Raw genomic sequence first — 20,265 nt, 5'->3', positions numbered from 1 at the left:
GTGATCGTGGGGGCATGGCGGACACCACGGCGGCCGTCCCCGCGCCGCACCGGCACGACATGCGCGAGGCCGTCCTGTTCGGCGGTGTCTACGGCTCCGTCCTGGCGTGCTCCATGGTCGCCGCCCTCACCCAGTACGGCCACACCTCCCGGGGCAGCCGCCGCTACGACGCCGCCTGGCTCCTGGTGACCGCGCTGGCCTCCGCCCTCGCCCACGGCTACGCGCACTTCATCGCCGACCGCGCGCCGCACCGCCGCTGGGACGCCGTGCGCGCCCTCGTGGACGAGTGGCCCCTGGTCGCGGCCGTGCTGCCGACCGTGGTCGTCCTCGCGGGCGCGGGCTGGGGGTGGTGGCCGGCCGACGGGGTGGAGTACGCGGCGTTCGCCCTGAACATCGTGCTGCTGTTCACGCTGGGTCTGGTCACCGCCCGGTTCTCGCACCGCTCGTGGGCCGTGGCGCTGTTCATCGGGGTGGTGGACGCGCTGCTGGGCGTGGTCGTGGTCGTGGCCAACACGGTGATCAAGTAGCGGGTGCGAGACACAAGTCGGCCGCCCCCCGTCGTCCGGGTGGCGGCCGTCTCGGTTCTCGTGGGTGCGGTCAGACCTTGGCCGCGGTGACGTCCGTGGTCCTCTCCGGTCCGTCGGTGGCGGGTGCGGTCCGCGCGGTGCGGGGCTTGGGGATGAAGGTGGCGATCAGGAAGGCGAGGAGGGCTGCTCCGGCGCCGAGGGCCATGACGACCTTGAAGCCGTTCTCCGAGGGCAGTGCGGAGCCGCCGAAGTCGGTGGTCATCTGGGCGAGGATGACGCCGGCGATGGCGCTGGCGAAGCTGGTGCCCAGGGAACGCATCAGGGTGTTGAGGCTGTTGGCGGCGCCGGTCTGGGTGGGGTCGACGGCGCCCATGATCAGGGCGGGCAGGGCGCCGTAGGTGAAGCCGATGCCGCCGCCGATGACGCAGGAGACCAGGACGAGGTGCCAGACCTCCGACATGAGCACGATGTTCAGGCCGTATCCGGCCGCCACGATCAGTGCGCCGATCATGAGGGTCAGCTTCGGGCCCTTGGCCTTGGTGATGGCGGCGGACACCGCGGACATGGCCATCATGACCAGGCCCTGCGGGGCCAGCACCAGGCCGACGGTGAGCATGGACCGGCCGAGGCCGTAGCCGGTCTGCTCGGGCAGCTGGAGCAGCTGCGGCAGGACCAGGGACATCGCGAACATCGAGAAGCCGAGCGCGATGGACGCGAGGTTGGTGAACAGCACCGTGGGACGGGCGGTGGTGCGCAGGTCGACCAGGGGCTGGCCGCTGCGCAGCTCGTACCGGCCCCAGGCGAGCAGGATCACGACCGAGGCGATGCCGAGGCCCAGGGTGGTGGCGCTGGTCCAGCCCCAGTCGCCGCCCTTGGAGACGGCCAGCAGCAGGGTCACCAGTCCGGCCGACAGGCCCAGCGAGCCGACCAGGTCGAAGCGGCCACCGGCCCGTACCGCGGACTCGGGCACGATCAGCAGCACGAGCAGGAAGGAGACGGCGCCGAGGGCGGCGGAGGTCCAGAAGAGGAGGTGCCAGTCCCAGTTGTCGGCGATGAAGGCGGCGGAGGGCAGGCCGAGGGCACCGCCCACCCCGAGCGAGGCGCTCATCATGGCGGTCGAACCGGCGAGCCGTTCGGCGGGCAGTACGTCGCGCATGATGCTGATGCCGAGCGGGATGACACCGGCGGCCAGGCCCTGCAGGGCGCGTCCGGCGATCATCGGGATCACGGAGTCGCTGAGCGCGCAGACGACCGAGCCGGAGATCAGCAGGACGATGCTCACCAGGAGCATGCGGCGCTTGCCGTACATGTCGCCGAGGCGGCCGACCACCGGGGTGGCGACGGCGGCGGCGAGCAGGGTGGCGGTGACCGCCCAGGCGGTGTTCGACGCGGAGGCGTCGAGAAGCTTCGGCAGCTCGGGGACGATCGGGATGACGAGCGTCTGCATCAGCGCGACGACGATTCCGGCGAAGGCCAGTACCGCCACGACGGCGTTCGACCTCGGCGGCGCGGATGTCCCCGCTACGGCGGGTCGGGCAAGGGCGTCGGACATGGCAGGGGCCTCCGTCGAAGGAAAAAAGGGGGGTGGGGCGGGTTCGGGCGGGTTAGGTACACGCCGTATTGCTTGACTTACTCAAGCTAATCTCAATTGATTGACTTAAGCAAGTGGAATCGGCGTGTGGCGAGCGCCACGCACGGGCGGGGGTGCCTCGCGGGGTGCCTCGGCGATGCCTCACGGGGGTGTGGGCCCCGATCGACCGGTCCACCGCGACGGCCGCTCCGTCGAGAAGCCGGTCTCCCGGCTGCGGTGCGCGGTGGACCAGGAGGGCCCCGCCCTCATCCGTACCCGCCGCGGTCCCGGCCGCGCCACCCGCCGACGGCCTTCCGTGGTGCCGGTCGGGCATCCTTGGGGGAAATCCGTGCCTGCAATGCAGCGGACAAAATTGTTGACAATCTTGTTTGGCTGGTTTTAGGTTCGACAGGCACTCACTCAGGGAGGGCAACGATGCCGAAGGAAGCCCGTCCGAGCACCGGAGAGCAGGCCAAACAGCATGCGTTCACGCAGCTGCGGCAGGCGATCCTGCACGGCGAGATGGCACCGGCGCAGCGGCTGGTGGAGAACGAGCTCGCCGAGCAGTTCGGTGTGACACGGGCCAGCATCCGTGCGGCGCTGATCGATCTGGAGTCCCAGGGACTCGTCGAGCGGATCCGCAACCGCGGCTCGCGGGTGCGGGTGGTGGGCGCGGACGAGGCGGTCGCCATCACCGAGTGCCGCATGGCCCTCGAAGGGCTGTGCGCGGCGAAGGCGGCGGTCGCGGCCAGCGACGAACAGCTGGCTGAACTGACGGACCTGGGCACGGCGATGACCAAGGCCGTGGCCGACGGCGAGCCGGTGACCTACTCCGACCTCAACCACGAACTGCACACCAGGATCCGGGAGTTCTCCGGCCAGCAGACGGCCCTGGAACTCCTGGAGCGGCTCAACGCCCAACTGGTGCGCCACCGGTTCCAGTTGGCGCTGCGGCCGGGACGCCCGCAGCAGTCCCTGGGCGAGCATCTGGCGATGATCGAGGCGATCAGGGCCAGGGACCCGCAGGCGGCCGAGACGGCCGTCCGCGCCCACCTCACCAGCGTGATCGAGGCGCTGCGCGACTGATCCGCACGAGGCGGGCGCACATCTGTCACCCCCAAGGAGATCCGAGCAATGACGCACCCAGGCGCCGCGCCCGCCACCCCACGATCGACCCTCGTCGTCACGGCCCACGCCGGGGACTTCGTGTGGCGGGCGGGCGGAGCCATCGCCCTGTCCGCCGCCCGCGGGGAGAAGGTCACCATCGCCTGCCTGACCTTCGGGGAGCGGGGCGAGTCCGCCAAGGCCTGGCGCGAGGGCCGCACGCTCGACGAGATCAAGGCGATCCGCCGGGACGAGGCCGAGCGCGCCGCCGCCACCCTCGGCGCCGAGGTCCTCTTCTTCGACGCCGGCGACTACCCGCTGCTCGTCACCCCCGAACTCACCGACCGGCTCGTCGAGCTCTACCGCGACACCCAGCCCGACGTCGTGCTCACCCACCCCGCCGAGGACCCGTACAACGGCGACCACCCCGCCGCCCACCGGATGGCCCTGGAGGCCCGGATCCTCGCCCAGGCCATCGGCTACCCGGGCGAGGGCGAGATCATCGGCGCTCCGCCGGTCTTCTGCTTCGAGCCGCACCAGCCCGAGATGAGCGGCTTCAAGCCCGAGGTCCTGCTCGACATCACCGAGGTCTGGGACACCAAGCGCCAGGCCATGGAGTGCCTCGGCGCCCAGCAGCACCTCTGGGACTACTACAGCGACCTCGCCGTCCGCCGGGGCGTCCAGCTGAAGCGGAACGCCGGCCCGAACCTGGGCCTGCCCCACCGGACCATGGCCGAGGCGTACATGCGTCCGTACCCGCAGATCGCGAAGGAGCTGGCATGAGCGGCGTCATCGTCACCAACCCGCCGAAGGCCGACGCGAAGGACGTCGACGACCTCGCGGGGTACGGCGTGGCCACCGTCAGCGAGGCCATGGGCCGCACCGGTCTGCTCGGGCCGGGGATCCGCCCGGTCCAGCAGGGCGTACGGGTCGCCGGCACCGCGGTCACCGTGCTGGGCTGGCCCGGTGACAACCTCATGATCCACGCCGCCGTCGAGCAGTGCGGCGAGGGCGACATCCTGGTCGTCACCACCACCTCGCCGTGCACGGACGGCCTGTTCGGCGAGCTGTTCGCGACCGCCCTTCAGACGCGTGGCGTGCGCGGCGTCATCATGAACACGGGCATCCGCGACACCCAGGAGCTGCGGGACATGGGCTTCGCCGCCTGGTCCCGGGCCGTCTCCTCGCAGGGCACGGTCAAGGCCACCGGCGGTTCGGTCAACGTCCCCGTGGCGATCGACGGTCAGGTGATCCGCCCCGGCGACGTGATCCTCGCCGACGACGACGGCGTCGTGGTCGTACCCCGGGAGCGCGCCCGCGAGACGGTGGAGAGGTCCAGGGCCCGCGAGGCCAAGGAGGCCGCCACCCGCGCCGCCTTCATCGAGGGCCAACTCGGCCTGGACCGCTACGGGTTGAGGGAGACGCTCACCCGGCTCGACGTCCGGTACCAGACGTACGAGGAGTACACGGGGGAGCGGTCGTGACCTCCGGGCCCGAGGAGGTGCCCTGTCTGCTGATGCGGGGCGGCACCTCCAAGGGCGCCTACTTCCTCGCCGCCGACCTGCCCGCCGAACCGGCCCTGCGCGACGCGCTGTTGCTGCGGATCATGGGCAGTCCGGACGAGCGCCAGATCGACGGCCTGGGCGGCGGGCACCCGCTCACCAGCAAGGTGGCCGTGGTCTCGCCCTCCGCGGATCCGCGGGCCGACGTCGACTATCTGTTCCTCCAGGTCGGCGTCGACCGGCCCGAGGTGAGCGACCGTCAGAACTGCGGGAACATCCTCGCCGGCATCGGACCGTTCGCCGTGGAGCGCGGGCTGGTCCCGGCGGGGGAGCGGGAGACCTCGGTCCGGATCCGCATGGTCAACACCGGCGACCACGCGACGGCGACCTTCCCCACTCCCGGCGGCCGGGTCGACTACACCGGGGACGCCGAGATCTCGGGCGTACCGGGGACGGCCGCGCCCGTGGTGATCGAGTTCCCGCCGGGCACGAACCCGCTGCTGCCCACCGGCAGGGTCCGGGACGAGATCGACGGCGTACCGGTGACCTGTGTGGACAACGGCATGCCGACGGTCCTCGTCGAGGCCGCCTCCCTCAAGGTCACCGGCTACGAGTCGCCCGAGGGCCTGGAGGCGGACGCGGCACTCGCCGACCGGCTCTGCGCGATCCGTCTGGAGGCGGGCCGGTTGATGGGCCTGGGTGATGTCTCGAACACCACCGTGCCCAAGCTGACGCTGCTGGCCCCGCCCAGGGACGGCGGCGCGGTCACCACCCGCACCTTCATCCCCGTGCGCTGCCACACCTCGATCGGTGTGCTGGGCGCGGCCAGTGTGGCCGCCGGTCTGCGCATCGAAGGCGGCGTGGGCGCGGACCTCGCGGACCTCGCCGCCGAGGGCGACCGGGTGCGCATAGAACACCCCACCGGGTTCCTCGACATCGAGAGCGGCATCGCCGCCGCCTTCGACGGCCCGCCCGTCGCCCGCCGCACCGCCGTGGTCCGCACGGCCCGCAAGATCTTCGACGGGACCGTCTTCCCCCGGCCCGCCGGGACGGCGCCCATTCCCCCGCAGACCCGAGGAGGTCAACGATGACTCCGCCGCTCGGCGACATCGCCCACATCGGCCACACCCAGCTGTTCACGCCGGACCTGGACGCCAGCGTCGCCTTCTTCACCGACTACCTCGGACTCACCCTCAACGGGCAGGACGGCGACACGGTCTACCTGAGGACCTACGACGACTACGAGCACCACAGCCTGGTCCTCACCGCCCGCGAGCGGCCCGGCCTCGGCCGGCTCGCCCTGCGCACCTCCAGTGAGGAGGCCCTGCGTCGCCGGATCGACGCGGTCGAGGAGGCGGGCGGCACCGGCAGGTGGGTCGAGGACGAACCCGGTCTCGGCAAGCTGTACGTCACCACCGACCCGGACGGCCACGAACACGCCCTGTACTGGGAGAGCGAGTACTACCGGGCGCCCGACGAGCTGAAGCCGGCGCTGAAGAACCAGCCGCAGGCCAAGCCCAACCGGGGCGTGGGGGTGCGGCGCCTGGACCACGTCAACTTCCTCGCCGCCGACGTGCTCGCCAACGCCGAGTTCCAGCAGAACGTCCTCGGCGCCCGGCCCACCGAGCAGATCCGGCTCGACACGGGGAAGATCGCGGCGCGCTGGCTGACGTACACGAACAAGTCGTACGACGTCGTCTACACCTCGGACTGGACCGGCAGCGAAGGGCGGCTGCACCACATCGCCTTCGCGACCGACACCCGTGAGGACATCCTGCGCGCGGCCGATCTCGCCATCGACAGCGGGGTGTTCATCGAGACCGGTCCCCACAAGCACGCCATCCAGCAGACGTTCTTCCTCTATGTCTACGAGCCCGGTGGGAACCGGATCGAGCTGTGCAACCCGCTCACCCGACTGGTGCTGGCACCGGACTGGCCGCTGATCACGTGGACCGAGGAGGAGCGGAAGAAGGGGCAGGCCTGGGGCCTGAAGACCATCGAGTCCTTCCACACGCACGGGACTCCACCGGTCGCGTAGGGGCCGCTTCCGCCCCGGCGCATTCATTGTCGATGAGATTGTTGACAAAAACGTTGACGAGAATCGTCGCGGGTATCTAGCGTCGGGGCACCCCGCCCGCACGAGAGGAAAACAAGGATGTCCTCCTCCCCCTCCCTCCTGCCCGCCCGCGGCAGCGGACTGGCCCTGCTGGTCGTCGGTCTGTGTTGGCTGGCCGTGCTCTTCGACGGCCTCGACATGTTCATCTACGGCTCCGTGCTGCCGCACCTGCTGGAGACGAAGACCTTCGGCCTCACCCCGGACACCGCCGGCGACCTGGGCAGTTACGCCACCTTCGGGATGCTGGTCGGCGCCCTGACGGCCGGTACGGTCGCCGACCGGATCGGCCGCAAGAAGCTGATGGTCTCCTGCGTGACCCTCTTCTCGCTGGCCTCCGGCGTGTGCGCCATGGCCGACGGCGTCGCGGTCTTCGGCCTCGGCCGGACCCTGGCCGGCGTCGGCCTCGGCGGCCTGCTGCCCACCGCGATCAGCATGGTGTCCGACTACGCCCCGCGCGGGCGCGGCGCCCTCGTCATCGGCCTGCTGATGACCGCGCACCACGCGGGCGGCATCCTCTCCGCCTACGTGGCCAAGTGGCTCATCGACCCGGTCGGCTGGCGTGCCGCGTTCTGGGTCTGCGTGCTGCCCCTGCTCTTCGCCCCGGTGCTCGCCAGGTTCCTGCCGGAGTCGCTGAGCTTCCTGGTCGCCAAGGGGCGCGCGGAGGAGGCCCGCGAACTCGCCGCCCGCTACGACGTCGAGCTGCCCGCCGCCAGGTCCGGCAAGCCCGGCCCCGCCGACCGCTGGACCAACCTGGCCCACCTCTTCCGCGGCGGCGAGTGGACCCAGACCGTGCTGTACTGGCTCGCCTCCTTCGGCGGACTCCTCCTCGTCTACGGCGTCGCCACCTGGCTGCCCACCCTGATGCGCGCCGAGGGCTACGAACTGGGCTCCGCACTCTCCTTCGTCGTCGTCTTCAACCTCGGCGGCATCGTGGGCATGCTGGTCGCCGGCCGGGCCGCGGACCGCTTCGGCGCCCCGCGCATCTCGGCGATCTGGTTCGCGCTGACCGCCGCCGGTGTCTTCCTGCTCAGCGTCCACATGCCGATGGGCGTGACGATGATCGTCGTCTTCCTCACCGGTGTCTTCCTCAACAGCGCCCAGACGATGATCTACGCGACGGTCTCCCTCCGCTCCCACCCGGACAACCGGGCCACCGCCGTCGGCTGGACCTCCGGCATGGGCCGCTTCGGAGCCGTCTTCGGCCCGTGGCTCGGCGGCCAGCTCCTCGCCGCGGGCAACGGCGAGTGGGGCTTCACCGCCTTCGCGCTCGCCGGCCTCTCCTCCATGGTCTTCATCGGCATCGCCGCGGTACGCGGCGCCCGGCAGACGCCGAGGAGCGGCGCCGACCAGGAGCTGATCGGCGCCCGCTGAGCGGGCCGCCCCAGGGGGTCAGGACGGGCGCCGGTCACCGTGACGGACACGGGACCGGCGGCCGGTCCCTGCCCATCCGGTCCTCGTCCCAGAGGTGCGCCACCGTCTTTCCGGTCTCGGCGCACGTCCGGGCACGGCCTTCGGCGGTACGGAGGCGTTCTCCGAAGGGTGTCGAGGTCCCCTGTATCGGCTGTATCGGCAGGTTCGGATATTCGAGGGTGCGGAATAGAGCCAGGCACCGGGTGGCGGGCTCCCGCAGTTGGCGGTCGAGGTCAGGCCGCTTTGTCGTGCGCGGGGATCGGCGGGGCATGACGGACGGCCGGACTGACGGTGGCGATGACCGCGGTAACAAGCATCACCGTGGCCAGCACGAACACGGAGCCGATGGGTCCGATGGTGGTGAGCAGGTATCCGGCACCGAGTGAGGCCAGCGGCATGACCCCCCAGGACAGGGTCATGGCCGCGCTGGTGACACGCCCCAGTAGCTCGTTGGGAACCAGGACGGTTATGTAGGTGATGATCACGACATTCCACAGCGGTCCGATGAACGCGGTGGCTGCACCGATGGCGCCGATCAGCAGAGGGCTCGACGTGAGTGCGAACAGAGGCAGAAGCGCGGCCCAGATCCAATTGACGCCGACGATGACGGTCTTGGGCTTGAAGTGACGATGGAGCCTGCTCGCCGCGAGTGCGCCGATCAGACCACCACCGCTGTAGATGCCGAGCATCATCCCGATGGTGATGGATGTGGCGCCTTGGCGCTGGGCGAGGACGACCAGGATCAGTACGAGGGCCTGGAAGACCAGGTTGCTGACGGCGATCAACAGGATCGCTGCGCGGATGAGGGGGTGGCGCCAGACCCAGCGCAAACCTGCGGTGGTCGCCTGCCACAGAGGCTCCGATGGAGGCTTTGTCTGGTTCTGCAGGTCGCTTCGGATGAACAGCAGCCCGATGGAGGCAACGACGTAGGAGACCGCGTCGGCCAGGAACGGCATGGCGCGGTCGATGCCGAAGAGCATGCCGCCCAGGGGAGGACCGGCCAGAGCCGCACCGCGGCTCCTGGCCTCGTTGTGGGCCACTGCGGTGGACAGAAGTGCGACTGGGACGATCTTCGGGAGTGCGGCGCGCTCAGCCAGGCCGAAGAAGACGAAGCACAGGCCCTGCACGAAGGCGGTCACGGCGAGGTGTGTGACCGTGAGTTTGCCCCACCACAGGGCAATCGGGACGGTGGAGAGTGCCAGTCCCGCGACGAGTTCGCTGATCAGCAGGATCCTGCGCCGGTTCCACCGGTCCACCAGCGCGCCGGCAGGCAGGTGAGCGATGAGGAAGGGGAGCGTGCCGGCGGCTCCGACGATCCCGGCGTCGGAGGGTGATCCAGTGGTCGCAAGCACAAGCAGCGGCATCGCCGTCCCGCTGATCTGCGCGCCCAGGGTCGAGACGACCTGACCGCTCCACAGAGCGACGAACTCGCGGTTGCGCCATAACGAGGGTCGTTCGGTGGTTTCTTCGGCGGTCGGGGCGGTCACGATGCGTCCCCGCTGTCCGGGGTGGGGAAGGCATGGAACACCACGGAGATGTGCCGACTGCCGGGGGGCGCCTGACTGGGATCCCGGTCCCAGCGCTTGAGGAAGGCGATGTACTCCTCGCCGAACTCGGCCAGTTCCCCAGCGGTGAGCACGGTGCTGCCGAAGGAGTGCATGGCGCTCGCCGCAAACTCGCCAAACGTTTCTCTGTGGGACAGGTAGGCGGTCAGGTCGCGATCAGCACGGTCCATCCATTGCCGGTGGATTTCCTCGGCGGCGAGAGCAACCTCGGGTTCCGTCGGGCGGCGCGGCAGCCGCACGTCCTGGGGGATGGCTCGCCAGTACTTGCGACGCCCGGATGAGCGGTCCGTGTCCTCTTCGATGAACCCGAACCGGGCCAGTTGCCGCAGGTGATAGCTGGTCGCGCCGCGGTCCTCACCGAACTCGGCGGCCAGGTCGGCGGAGGTAGCCGGACCATGGCGCTGAAGCCAGGTCACCAGTTGTTGGCGCAGCGGGTGGGCGAGGGCCTTGAGCGCGTCGATGTCAGACAGCAGGCGTGGTCGCGATTCAGGCATGACGAGAAGATATCTATGCAAAGACTTCTTCTCAATGCTCTTCACATGGCTTCTCAGGATCGGCGGGCCGCCTCGGCCGCGTAGGCGGTCCTGACGGCCCCGGCGGCCCACCGTTCGGCGGCTGACGGGCTGATGCCGAGAAGGCGTTGGAGGACGGCCGGTGGCATCTGTGTGCAGAGATCGAGCAGGGCTGCGCATCGTCCGGCTTCGGCAGGGAGTCCGATCTTGCGGAGGCGGCGGCTGAGTTGCTTGCTGCCCAGTGGCTTGCCGGGCCGCAGAGTCGTGAAGAGCCAGGGTGCGTTGAGGCCGTTCGACATCACGGTGCGTTGATGATCGTTTGCGATGTCGACGAGCTGGAGGGCTAGGCCGTCAAGGGGCGGTGGCAGCCTCAGCGGCGTTTTTGTCGAGGCGGAGTGCGACGCCGTTCTCGTCCTGGATGACGTGCGCGGTGGTCAGCCGACAGGCCGTTGCAGGGAACTGGCCATAGAGCAGGACCATCAGCCCCGCGACGCGGTCTTTGGTCTCGAAGGAGTCGTCGTGGAGTAGCCCGCGGGCAATGGCCCAGCGCTCCTTGGCGTCGAGCGGGCGGTGGAAGATCCGCCGCGGTTCGGTGGGGATGCTGACTCCGCAGGCGCGCTCCCCGGCGCCCGCGGCTGACCTGCGCGCAGCCGGGCGGACCGCCCGGATGGGGTAGGGTTGACCCGCGCGCTCACACGAGCAACCGTGCGAGCGCACCGGGACGTGGCGCAGCTTGGTAGCGCACTTGACTGGGGGTCAAGGGGTCGCAGGTTCAAATCCTGTCGTCCCGACGGTGTGAAGGGTCTTCACCGGCGAGAGCCGGTGGGGGCCCTTCTTCGCGTGGTGAGGGCCCCGCCCCGCGTCCTTCGGGCCGTCGCGTGGCCGAGAAAAACGCTTGGACCCGGCGGTCGCCGTCGCGGGACACTTCGGTTTCCCGCCCGCCCGTTCGCGGACCTCGGCGCGCGAGGCGCGGGACACCGTCGCGCACCGCGGTAGGCGGCGGGCTGCCTGACCACGACACCGCACGACGACACCACGGGGTGGGGGATGGGATCGCCGGAATCGCGTGAGGTGCCCCGGACCAAGGGTTCCGTGCGGCTCGCGCTGCGCTACTACGGACGGGAACTGGCCCGCCTCCGGTGGCTCACGATGCCCGCGATGCTCCTCACCACCCTGGGCAACATCGGCCTCAACTACATCGCGCCGCTGGTCGTCGCGAAACTCGTCGGCCGCATCGCCGACGACGCCGATATCGCCGTCGGCACGACACTGCCCTATCTCCTCGGCTTCGCCGGCGTCCTGCTGCTCTCGGAAGCACTGTGGCGCGTCAGCCTGCACTGCCTGAACCGGCTGGACGCCCTGGGCATCGAGCACCTGTACGTGATCGGCATGGACGAGCTGTTCGCCAAGGACGCCGCGTTCTTCCACGACAACTTCGCCGGATCGCTGACCAAGCGGGTCCTCAGCTTCGCCTCCCGCTTCGAGGAGTTCGTCGACACCCTGACCTTCCAGGTCGTGGGCTCCTTCGTGCCGTTGCTGTTCGGCTCGGTGGTGCTGTGGCGCTACGAACCGCTCCTGGTGGTCGGACTCCTGGCGATGATCGCGCTCACGGCACTGTGCGTCGTGCCCCTGATCCGCCGCCGGCAGGCCCTCGTCGACGAGCGCGAGGAGGCCATCGCCCGGGTGTCGGGCCATGTCGCCGACAGCCTGATGAACATGGACACGGTCCGGGCGTTCGCCGCCGAGGAACGCGAGGCCGCCGAGCACCGGTCCCGCGTCGCGCTCTCCCGGCGGCTCACCCTGAAGTCCTGGGACTACGGCAACCTGCGCATCGACACCCTGGTCGCACCGATGTCCGTCCTGACCAACGCGCTGGGCCTGTTCCTCGCGGTCACCATCGGCGGCGGTGAGCACGGCGTCGAGGCGGTCGTCGTCGCGTTCACCTACTACAGCAACGCCACCCGGATCATGTTCGAGTTCAACCAGATCTACCGCCGTCTGGAGAGCTCGATGACGGAGGCCGCGCAGTTCACCGAACTGCTGCTGGCGCCGCCCACCGTCCTCGACCCGGACTCGCCCGAACCGCTGCTGCCGGGCGCCGCCGAGGTCCGCTTCGAACGGGTCGACTTCGCCCACGCCGGTGCGGAACCGCTCTTCGAGGGCCTCGACCTGGCCGTGCCCGGCGGCGCGAAGATCGGCCTCGTCGGCCGGTCCGGCGGGGGCAAGACCACGCTCAGCCGACTGCTGCTGCGGATGACCGACATCGACGGGGGCCGGATCCTGATCGGGGGGCAGGACATCAGCAGGATGCGCCAGGCCGACCTGCGCGGCCTGATCGCCTACGTGCCGCAGGACCCGGCGATGTTCCACCGCACCCTGCGCGACAACATCGCGTTCGCCCGGCCGGACGCCACCCCCGCGGAGATCCGCCGCGCTGCCGAGGCGGCGCACGTCACGGAGTTCGCCGACGCCCTGCCCGACGGCTTCGACACCATGGTGGGCGAGCGCGGCATCAAACTCTCCGGCGGGCAGCGCCAACGGGTCGCCCTCGCCCGCGCGATCCTGCGCGACGCACCGATCCTGCTGCTCGACGAGGCCACCAGCGCCCTCGACTCCGAGAGCGAGCTCCTCGTCCAGGAGGCGCTGTGGCGGCTCATGGAGGGGCGGACGGCACTGGTGGTGGCGCACCGGCTGAGCACGGTCGCCGGCATGGACCGGCTCGTCGTCCTGGACCGCGGACGGATCGTCGAGCAGGGCACACACCAGGAACTGCTCGCCTCGGAAGGCGCCTACGCGAAGCTCTGGCAGCACCAGTCGGGCGGGTTCCTCGACGACGGCCCGGTGGAGGACGACACAGCGGGGGAGCGGCCGGTGGAGGACCGGGCCGACCTGCGCTGACCACGGGCCTCCTCGGGCCCGGGCCGCCGGAGTGGCGACGGCCGGGAGAGCGGAGGGTGAGGGGCGGACGTGGTCGCGCGCACACGTTCCGTGCCCACAGCATGGACACCCTCTTGACGCCGCCCGGAGCGCGTCCGACACTCCATAAGGGAATCCTAGTGAACAGGTAGGGAAACATGGGGCGCCTTGGGCCGGTCACCAGCCGCGTGAGCCGTACGTCCGAGCCGTCCACCCCTCTCGCCTCCCCTCTTCTCACCTCCCGCCGGCACATCGATCTGCTGCGCGTCTGCAGCGCGATCGGCCCACTGGGCTGAACCCGGCCGCGCCCCGCCCGGTTGTCGGCTCCGCTCGGGCCGGGGCCCCTCCCGACGTCGCTTCCGCCGCGCGTACGTCCACGCACTCACCCCGGGGAGAACCATGTCCGTCACGCCGCTCGCCCCTGTCCCCTCCACCCAGGCCCCGGCGTTCCGGGGAAGGATCGGCCGCGACGCGCGCAGTGGGCACTACGCCGTGCCCCGCCGCTACCGCCTCCACCTGTCGCCCACCTGTCCCGACGGTCTTCGGATCGCGGTGGCCCACCGTCTGCTCGGGCTCGACGACATCTGCCCCGTCACGTTCCTGGACGTCGTTCCGGACTGTCCCGACGGAGGGCACTCCGCGCTGCGTCCGCTCTACGAGGCGAGCGTGCACCGGTACCGCGGCGCCGCCCTCGGCCCGGTGCTCAGCGACGACTGGTCGGGGCGGATCGTGAGCACCCACGCCCCCGACATCACCCGCGACCTGGCCCGGCACTTCGGCGGCGGCCGTGCGGCGCTGTATCCGTGCGGGGCCGAGTCGGAGATCGAGGCCGTCGAGCGGCTGTGCGCACAAGGCATCGAGCAGGCCGCCCAGCGGGCGGGCGCCGCGGGCACCGAGCCGGCCGAGCGCGAGGCGGCGCTCGGCAAGCTGCTGGAGACCCTGGGCGCTCTGGAGCGCTGGCTCGTCGGGCAGGAGTATCTGATCCGGGATCAGATCACCGCCGGTGACGTCGAGTTGTGGGTCACCCTGGTGCAGCTCGACACCGTGCACCGGCACCACCTGGACGCCGCCGCGGTGCACCGCATCGCCGACCACCCCGTCGTCTGGGCCTACGCCCGCCGCCTGGCCGCCCACCCGGCCTTCGGCGCGCACCTCGACCTCGACGGCATCGCCCGCCGCCACCACGCCCACTGCCGGGGCCTGGAGGCCGCCGGGGCCGCCGTGCAGATTCTCGACTGGGCCGCGCACGCCGCCCAGGGCGCGTAGCCGGTTCCCACTGGGTGGACCGGCGTTGACAGGCGCCCCGGCGTTTGTCTTGAATGACGGCCAGAACGGTCATGAGTGTCAGCGACAGGCCCTGGCTTGCTGACCGGCAACCCTCGCACGCGGTGGGGTGCCCCAGGTGACGACCGGACCGGATGACAATTTCGGTAAGCGCGAGGGCCCTTCGGGCCGGAAGAGCAGGGTGACGGACATGTACGCAGCTCCCAGGACGGCCATCCGCCGCCCTCAGGGCTGCGTACCGCCGTGCGCGAGCCCGCTCGTCGCCGACCGGGCCGTCGACCTGCTCCGCGTGAGCAGCGCACTGTGTACCGCACCGGGCCGTGCCCGCTGTCGGGGCTGACGTCTCTCCCCAGCCCCCGCGTTCCTGACGAACACCGCCCGCGCGGTGTGCCGTTCTCCGCCCAGCTCCCGGTTCCCGTGCGTTGCCCGCAGCCGCCCCGTCCCGCCGTCCGGCGGCCGTCGTGGCGGCGGCGTGTCCGCCGTGTCCGGGGGATCCGACCCTGCCGGAGCCCACCATGAGTGAACCCCCAGGCACCGCCGTGTCCCTCGCCGAGGCGCCCCCGCCCGTCGACGCACCGTCAAAACAGCTCGCCGCCCAGCGAGTTCTGCCCCTGCGGCGCCCCGGCCGCTGGATCGCCACCGCCGCCGTGCTGGTCCTGGCGGCCCAGTTCGTCCACGGACTGGTGACCAACCCCTTCTACCAGTGGGACCGCTTCGGCTACTGGTTCCTGCGCCCCACCATCCTCGACGGACTGCTCATCACCCTCGAAGTCACTGCCTACAGCGCGGTGTTGGGCCTCCTCGGCGGCATCTTGCTGGCCCTCGCCCGGCTCTCCCGCAGCCCGGTGCTGCGCGCGGTCAGCTGGACCTACGTCTGGGCACTGCGCTCCATCCCGCTGATCGTCGTCCTACTGTTCCTCTACAACTTCAGCGCCCTCTACAAGACGCTCAGCGTGGGCGTCCCCTTCGGGCCGGCCTTCTTCACCTTCGACGAGTCCCGGCTCGCCACCGACATGGCCGTCGCCGTCATCGGTCTCAGCCTCAACGAGGCGGCCTACGCGGCCGAAGTCGTCCGCGGCGGCATCCTCTCCGTCGACCAGGGCCAGCACGAGGCGGCCTCCGCACTCGGCCTGCCGAAGAACTACCAGTTCCGGAAGATCGTCTTCCCGCAGGCGCTGCGCTCCATCACCCCGAACTACGTCAACCAGCTCATCGGCCTCGTCAAGAGCACCTCGCTGGTCTTCTACGTGTCCCTGCTCGACCTGTTCGGCACCGCGCAGGCCATGGGGTCGACGTACCCGGGCGACATCGTGCCGCTGCTCCTGGTCGTCACCGTCTGGTACCTGATCCTCACCAGCGTCGTGTCCGTCATCCAGTTCTACGTCGAGCGGCACTACGCCCGGGGCGCCACCCGCAACCTGCCGCCGACCCCGTTGCAGAAACTGCGGACCGGTCTCACCGATCTGCGCGCCCGCATCCGCAGGGAGACCGCCGTATGACCGCCGAAACGATCACGACCGAGATCGGGGCCACGACCGAGGCCGCCGCCGTCGAGGTGCACGACGTGCACAAGTGGTACGGCACCCACCGCGTCCTGGACGGCGTCGACCTGACGGTGCGGCCCGGCGAGGTCACGGTGATCCTCGGCCCGTCAGGCTCCGGCAAGTCCACCCTGCTGCGGGTCGTCAACCACCTGGAGAAGCCGGAGATCGGCTACGTCAGCGTCAACGGCGAGCTGATCGGCGTACGCCGGCAGGGCGACCGGCTGAAGGAGCTGAGCGAGCGGGCCATCCTGACCCAGCGCAGCCGTATCGGCTTCGTCTTCCAGAACTTCAACCTCTTCCCGCACCTCACCGTGCTCGACAACGTGGCCGCCGCCCCGGTGGCGACCGGCAGACTCGTCAAGCCCGAGGCGCGGGAACTGGCCCGCGAACTCCTCGACCGGGTCGGCCTGGCCGACAGGACCCACGCCTACCCACGGCAGTTGTCGGGCGGCCAGCAGCAACGCGTGGCCATCGCCCGCGCTTTGGCGCTGCGCCCCGGAGTCATCCTCTTCGACGAACCGACCTCCGCCCTCGACCCCGAACTCGTCGGCGAGGTCCTCGCCGTCATCAAGAACCTGGCGACGAGCGGCACCACCCTCGTGATCGTCACCCACGAGGTGGGGTTCGCCCGCGAGATCGCCGACCAGGTCGTCTTCATCGACGAGGGCCGCATCGTCGAACAGGGCCCGCCCTCCGAGGTCCTCGACCGGCCCCGGCACGAGCGCACCAGGGACTTCCTGAGCAAGGTGCTCTGACCTTCCCGTGCCCCCGACCCCCGGCTCCCCGACCCCGCTTCCCGACCCACTCCGTCCGCGCCGTACCCCGACCCCGAGGACAGCCATGCCCAGCCTCAGCCTTCGCAGCAGCCTTCTCCGAGGTCTCACCGCGAGCACCGCCGTCGTCGCCCTCGCCGCCGGGCTCGCCGCCTGCGGGGGAGACAGCGACGCGGCCACCACCACCGACCGTGCCGCGGCCGGGACGGTGATCGTGGGCCAACTGTCCAACGGTGCCGCGAAGGAGACCACCCTCAAGGTCTCCGAGGTGAAGTCCATCAGCGCCCTCCTGCCCGCCGCCGTCCGCAAGAGAGGCACCCTGAACATCGGCGTCGGCGCCCTCCCCGCCGGCTTCGCGCCGCTGGCCTACGTGGGCAGCGACCAGAAGACCCTCACCGGCGCCGAACCCGACCTCGGACGCCTGGTCGCCGCGGTCCTCGGTCTCAGGCCCGAGGTCAAGAACTCGACCTGGGACAACCTCTTCGTCGGCATCGACAGCGGCAAGACCGACGTCGGCTTCTCGAACATCACCGACACCGAGGAACGCAAGCAGAAGTACGAGTTCGCGTCCTACCGGCAGGACAACCTCGGCTTCGAGGTGCCGAAGGACAGCAAGTGGAACTTCGACGGCGACTACGAGAACCTCGCCGGCAAGACCGTCTCCGTCGGCAACGGCACCAACCAGGAGAAGATCCTCCTGGAGTGGAAGAAGAAGCTGGAGAGCGAGGGCAAGAAGCTCACCGTCAAGTACTTCCAGGACCGCAACGGCACCTACCTGGCCCTGAACAGCGGCAAGATCGACACCTTCTTCGGCCCCAACCCCGGCATCGCCTACAACGTCGCCAAGACCGCGGGCACGCCCAACGCCACCCGCAGCGCGGGCACGTTCTCCGGCGCCGGAGAGACCCTCCAGGGCCTGATCGCCGCGACCGCCAAGAAGGACAGCGGCCTCGCCGAGCCGGTCGCCGCCGCGATCAACCACCTCATCGAGAGCGGCCAGTACGCCAAGTGGCTGAGGGCCTGGAACCTCGCCAACGAGGCCGTCGCCAAGTCCGAGATCAACCCGCCCGGCCTGCCCCTCGACAACTCCTGACCCACCGTCATCACACCTTCCCCACCTGCCGGTTGGGGGAAGAGGAAAGAAGGGGAGCCGCCTCCGTGGCCCATCAGACCGAGCTCCGCGGCGGCGGAGCGGCACCCACGGTCGCGCCCGTACGCGCCAGGACCGGGGTTCCGCCCGCAGGCGACACGGCCACGGTCCCCTCCCCATCCGACAGGTCCGCACTCCCGTCCGCCTCCGACACCGCCGTTCTGGACAACGCCGTCTGGGCCGCCCTCGACGGCCCGCACGCCCACCTCGCCGAGCGGGTCGGCCGAGCCGCCCGCTACCCGGCCGACGTCTACGCCTTCGCCGCCCTGGCCGATCCGCTGGACCCGGCCGCCTGGGCCGACCTGCACACGCTCGTCGGCCCGGGGACCGTCGTACGGATCAAGCCGGTCGTCAAGGTCCCCGACGGCTGGGAGGCGGTCGGCGGCGGGGTGGGTGTCCAACTCGTCGACACCGGGCTGCGGGCCGAACCCGCACCCGAGGCCGTCCGGCTCGGGCCCGACGACGTCCCCGAGATCCTGGACCTGGTCGCCCGCACCCGGCCGGGGCCCTTCCTGAAGCGGACCGTCGAACTCGGCACCTACCTGGGCATCCGGGAACGGGGGCGGCTGATCGCCCTGGCCGGCGAGCGGATCCGGCCGCCCGGCTGGACCGAGATCAGCGCGGTGTGCACCGACCCGGAGCACCGCGGCCGGGGCCTGGCCACCCGGCTGGTGCGCGCGGTCGCCGCGGGAGTCCGCGCCCGCGGCGACACCCCGTTCCTGCACGCCGCCGCGGACAACACCGCCGCGATCCGGCTGTACGAGTCGATCGGCTTCACCGCGCGACGGCGCTCCACGATCCAGCTGGTGCGTACGCCATGAAGGGGAACATCCCGCGAGACCAGGGCGTTGTGGCTCACGACGAGATCCGTGCGGCGCCGCCCGTCGCGCCCGGAGACCAGGAGGTGACGGACGCGTGATCCGCCCACTCCACGCCGTCCACCTCCACACCCGGCCCCACATCGATCTCCAGCGCGTGGCCGGCGCGCTCTGTTGCTCCTGACCCCGTTGTCCAGCCGCTGGGCCCCTCGACTCGTGCGCGGCCGGCGATCTCCCACGGACCTCCAGGAAGGCACCCACCCGTGTCCCCTTCTGCACCTTCTTCCGCACTGCATCTCGCCGTCGCCCTGGACGGCACCGGCTGGCATCCCGCCTCCTGGCATGAGCCGGTGGCCCGCCCCCGCGAACTCCTCACCGCCGGATACTGGGCCGACCAGGTCGCCGAGGCGGAACGCGGCCTGCTCGACTTCGTGACCATCGAGGACGGCCTCGGCCCGCAGTCCTCCCACTTCCTCGACCCGGACGAGCGCACCGACCAGGTCCGCGGGCGCCTGGACGCCGTCCTGATCGCGGCACGCATCGCCCCGCTGTCCCGGCACATCGGCCTGGTCCCGACGGCGGTCGTCACCCACACGGAGCCGTTCCACCTCTCCAAGGCCATCGCCACCCTCGACTACGTCAGCACCGGCCGGGCGGGCCTACGGGTCCAGATCACCGCCCGCCCGAACGAGGCCGCGCACTTCGGCCGCCGCACCCTTGCGCGCATCGAGGCCTACGACAGCCCCGACACCCGCGACCTGGTCGCCGACCTCTTCGAGGAGACCGCCGACTACGTGGAGGTCGTGCGCCGCCTCTGGGACAGCTGGGAGGACGACGCGGAGATCCGGGACGTGGCCACGGGCCGCTTCGTCGACCGGGACAAGCTCCACTACATCGACTTCGAGGGCCGGCACTTCAGCGTCAAGGGCCCCTCCGTCACACCCCGCCCGCCCCAGGGCCAGCCGCTGGTCAGCGCCCTCGCCCACGACACCGTGCCGTACCGGCTGGTGGCCCGCGCGACCGACGTCGGCTACGTCACCCCGCACGACACCGGCCAGGCCCGCGCGATCGTCGCGGAGATCCGCGCCGAGCAGGAGCGGGCCGGCCGCGCCGACGAACCCCTGCACATCTTCGGCGACCTGGTCGTCTTCCTCGACGACGACCCGGCCGAGGCGGCGGCCCGCCGGGAGCGCCTCGACGCCCTCGCGGGGGAGCCGTACACCAGCGACGCCCGGATCTTCACCGGCAGCCCCGGCCAACTGGCCGACCTGCTTGAGGAGTTGCGGACGGCCGGGCTGACCGGCTTCCGGCTGCGCCCCGCCGTCGCCGGACACGACCTCCCGGCGATCACCCGCGGCCTGGTCCCCGAACTCCAGCGCCGGGACGCCTTCCGCCGCGCCTACGAGGCCGACACCCTGCGCGGACTGCTGGGCCTGCCCCGCCCCGCCAACCGCTACGCCCACGCCTGAGCCGG

20 protein-coding genes, 1 tRNA gene and 1 riboswitch are annotated in these 20,265 nt (G+C 70.9%); of the genes, 17 read left to right on the top strand and 4 right to left on the bottom strand.

Features of this window, described 5'->3' with window-relative positions; all coding sequences use genetic code 11:
• Positions 1-14: 14 nt before the first annotated feature.
• Positions 15-527, top strand: coding sequence for a hypothetical protein (locus ACZ5VD_RS07280; protein ID WP_468681299.1), 513 nt, complete (start codon positions 15-17; stop codon positions 525-527).
• Positions 528-597: 70 nt separating this feature from the next.
• Here the strand turns inward: ACZ5VD_RS07280 and ACZ5VD_RS07275 are convergent, their stop codons facing one another.
• The gene (locus ACZ5VD_RS07275; protein WP_468548379.1) at positions 598-2,079 is read right to left on the bottom strand and encodes an MFS transporter; all 1,482 of its coding nucleotides are present in this window, start codon (positions 2,077-2,079) and stop codon (positions 598-600) included.
• Between the two features lie 453 nt (positions 2,080-2,532).
• On the opposite strand from ACZ5VD_RS07275, the gene ACZ5VD_RS07270 reads away from it, so the two are divergent.
• From ACZ5VD_RS07270 to ACZ5VD_RS07245, 6 genes are all read left to right on the top strand, one after another.
• Positions 2,533-3,183 (top strand): GntR family transcriptional regulator, encoded by a 651-nt coding sequence (locus ACZ5VD_RS07270; protein ID WP_468681297.1) that lies wholly within the window; start codon positions 2,533-2,535, stop codon positions 3,181-3,183.
• 48 nt (positions 3,184-3,231) lie between these two features.
• Positions 3,232-3,984, top strand: a complete 753-nt coding sequence (locus ACZ5VD_RS07265; RefSeq protein WP_468548381.1) for a PIG-L deacetylase family protein — start codon at positions 3,232-3,234, stop codon at positions 3,982-3,984.
• Entirely contained in the window at positions 3,981-4,685 is a 705-nt protein-coding gene (locus ACZ5VD_RS07260) for a 4-carboxy-4-hydroxy-2-oxoadipate aldolase/oxaloacetate decarboxylase (protein WP_468681294.1), read from the top strand. Before ACZ5VD_RS07265 ends, ACZ5VD_RS07260 begins: the two co-directional genes overlap by 4 nt.
• The gene (locus ACZ5VD_RS07255; protein ID WP_468681293.1) at positions 4,682-5,794 is read left to right on the top strand and encodes a 4-oxalomesaconate tautomerase; all 1,113 of its coding nucleotides are present in this window, start codon (positions 4,682-4,684) and stop codon (positions 5,792-5,794) included. Before ACZ5VD_RS07260 ends, ACZ5VD_RS07255 begins: the two co-directional genes overlap by 4 nt.
• The gene (locus ACZ5VD_RS07250) at positions 5,791-6,741 is read left to right on the top strand and encodes a catechol 2,3-dioxygenase (protein WP_468548384.1); all 951 of its coding nucleotides are present in this window, start codon (positions 5,791-5,793) and stop codon (positions 6,739-6,741) included. Before ACZ5VD_RS07255 ends, ACZ5VD_RS07250 begins: the two co-directional genes overlap by 4 nt.
• 117 nt (positions 6,742-6,858) lie before the next feature.
• Entirely contained in the window at positions 6,859-8,190 is a 1,332-nt protein-coding gene (locus tag ACZ5VD_RS07245; protein WP_468681291.1) for an MFS transporter, read from the top strand.
• Positions 8,191-8,462: 272 nt separating this feature from the next.
• Here the strand turns inward: ACZ5VD_RS07245 and ACZ5VD_RS07240 are convergent, their stop codons facing one another.
• The 3 genes from ACZ5VD_RS07240 to ACZ5VD_RS07230 form a co-directional block, all read right to left on the bottom strand.
• Positions 8,463-9,716, bottom strand: coding sequence for an MFS transporter (locus ACZ5VD_RS07240; protein ID WP_468681289.1), 1,254 nt, complete (start codon positions 9,714-9,716; stop codon positions 8,463-8,465).
• A complete protein-coding gene (locus ACZ5VD_RS07235; protein ID WP_468681287.1) occupies positions 9,713-10,333 on the bottom strand; it encodes an ArsR/SmtB family transcription factor in 621 nt (206 codons plus the stop codon). Before ACZ5VD_RS07235 ends, ACZ5VD_RS07240 begins: the two co-directional genes overlap by 4 nt.
• Positions 10,334-10,657: 324 nt before the next feature.
• The gene (locus ACZ5VD_RS07230; protein WP_468681285.1) at positions 10,658-11,023 is read right to left on the bottom strand and encodes a hypothetical protein; all 366 of its coding nucleotides are present in this window, start codon (positions 11,021-11,023) and stop codon (positions 10,658-10,660) included.
• On the opposite strand from ACZ5VD_RS07230, the gene ACZ5VD_RS07225 reads away from it, so the two are divergent.
• From ACZ5VD_RS07225 to ACZ5VD_RS07180, 10 genes are all read left to right on the top strand, one after another.
• Positions 11,024-11,097, top strand: a tRNA-Pro gene (locus ACZ5VD_RS07225).
• A 256-nt stretch (positions 11,098-11,353) separates the two neighbouring features.
• Positions 11,354-13,204, top strand: a complete 1,851-nt coding sequence (locus tag ACZ5VD_RS07220) for an ABC transporter ATP-binding protein (protein WP_468681283.1) — start codon at positions 11,354-11,356, stop codon at positions 13,202-13,204.
• Between the two features lie 176 nt (positions 13,205-13,380).
• Complete coding sequence (locus tag ACZ5VD_RS07215; RefSeq protein ID WP_468548390.1) at positions 13,381-13,518, top strand: putative leader peptide; 138 nt, start codon at positions 13,381-13,383, stop codon at positions 13,516-13,518.
• Between the two features lie 103 nt (positions 13,519-13,621).
• Entirely contained in the window at positions 13,622-14,488 is an 867-nt protein-coding gene (locus ACZ5VD_RS07210) for a glutathione S-transferase C-terminal domain-containing protein (RefSeq protein ID WP_468681281.1), read from the top strand.
• A gap of 67 nt (positions 14,489-14,555) precedes the next feature.
• A riboswitch (SAM riboswitch) is annotated at positions 14,556-14,665 on the top strand.
• A 356-nt stretch (positions 14,666-15,021) separates the two neighbouring features.
• Positions 15,022-16,005 carry an amino acid ABC transporter permease gene (locus ACZ5VD_RS07205; protein WP_468548392.1) on the top strand — a complete coding sequence of 328 codons (984 nt, stop codon included), beginning with the start codon at positions 15,022-15,024 and terminating at the stop codon, positions 16,003-16,005.
• Positions 16,002-16,805: an amino acid ABC transporter ATP-binding protein gene (locus ACZ5VD_RS07200; protein WP_468548393.1), complete on the top strand. Its 804-nt coding sequence runs from the start codon at positions 16,002-16,004 to the stop codon at positions 16,803-16,805. Before ACZ5VD_RS07205 ends, ACZ5VD_RS07200 begins: the two co-directional genes overlap by 4 nt.
• An 85-nt stretch (positions 16,806-16,890) precedes the next feature.
• Positions 16,891-17,916, top strand: a complete 1,026-nt coding sequence (locus tag ACZ5VD_RS07195) for an ABC transporter substrate-binding protein (protein ID WP_468681279.1) — start codon at positions 16,891-16,893, stop codon at positions 17,914-17,916.
• Positions 17,917-17,981: 65 nt separating this feature from the next.
• Complete coding sequence (locus ACZ5VD_RS07190) at positions 17,982-18,794, top strand: GNAT family N-acetyltransferase (RefSeq protein WP_468681278.1); 813 nt, start codon at positions 17,982-17,984, stop codon at positions 18,792-18,794.
• 94 nt (positions 18,795-18,888) lie between these two features.
• Entirely contained in the window at positions 18,889-18,975 is an 87-nt protein-coding gene (locus tag ACZ5VD_RS07185; protein ID WP_468548763.1) for a putative leader peptide, read from the top strand.
• 79 nt (positions 18,976-19,054) lie between these two features.
• A complete protein-coding gene (locus ACZ5VD_RS07180; protein WP_468681276.1) occupies positions 19,055-20,260 on the top strand; it encodes an LLM class flavin-dependent oxidoreductase in 1,206 nt (401 codons plus the stop codon).
• The last annotated feature ends 5 nt before the right edge of the window (positions 20,261-20,265 follow it).

This window comes from Streptomyces sp. NPDC032822 (assembly GCF_055578825.1).
Note: the sequence above shows the minus strand (reverse complement) of the source record. Positions and strands in the feature narration are given on the sequence as shown.